Origin of the sequence: Mesorhizobium sp. M0276 (assembly GCF_040321755.1) — a bacterium.
Classification (GTDB): Bacteria; Pseudomonadota; Alphaproteobacteria; order Rhizobiales; family Rhizobiaceae; genus Mesorhizobium.
In genome coordinates this window covers 1-602 of the sequence record NZ_JAMYSC010000169.1, presented here as the reverse complement: position 1 = coordinate 602, position 602 = coordinate 1, and the positions used below count along the sequence as shown (strand labels likewise).

Sequence of the window (602 nt, the reverse complement as noted above, 5' to 3'; positions counted from 1 at the left end):
TCTCGTGCGCGGCAAAAAGATCGAATATGCTGGCTTGGACGGTGCGTTCTTGGCGCATTGTCGGCTCCGGCGGTTGCAGATTGTGCTTTGGAATCAGTGGCATGAGACCAAAGTGTACCTGAAACCGCCGGGCCTTGCCTGCGCAAAATGCCGATTCACGCAAGAATATCAATATGTTGGCGTTTATGGACGGAAACTAAGCTAGACGGTGCCGACCATCAGGCCGAGGCCGCCCGCCGCCGTCGCCACGCCTGCCAGTCGCACGAGCCAGCGAAAACGCTGGCCCGACAACAGAGCCAAGCCAATACCGGCGCCGTGCAGGAGTGCCGTAGCAAGGGCAAAGCCGGCGAGATATTCGAGGCCGCCCGCCGTCTCCGGGATCTCGGTGCCATGCGCGTGACCGTGGAAAACCGCAAAGAGGCCGATGATGCCCGCCCCTGCCGCCACAGGCAGATCCACCGCGGCTGCGACCAGCAGGCCGAGTGCCACAACCGAGGCGAGGATGCCGGGCTCGACAAAGGGAACGGGCACGCCGGTGATGCCCAGCGCACCGCCAGCAAGCATGAGGCCGACGAAGGCCGCCGGCCAAGCCCAGAGCGCGC

At 64.1% G+C, this 602-nt stretch carries 2 protein-coding genes; one reads left to right on the top strand and one right to left on the bottom strand.

Translation table 11 applies throughout. The features are described 5' to 3' along the window. On the top strand, window positions 1-205 hold a 205-nt coding region (locus NKJ01_RS36315), incomplete at its 5' end, for a hypothetical protein (protein WP_352735406.1). Here NKJ01_RS36315 and NKJ01_RS36310 read toward each other — a convergent pair. Continuing rightward, on the bottom strand, window positions 202-602 hold a 401-nt coding region (locus tag NKJ01_RS36310), incomplete at its 5' end, for a HupE/UreJ family protein (protein ID WP_352735404.1). The two genes, NKJ01_RS36315 and NKJ01_RS36310, sit on opposite strands and share 4 nt — an antisense overlap.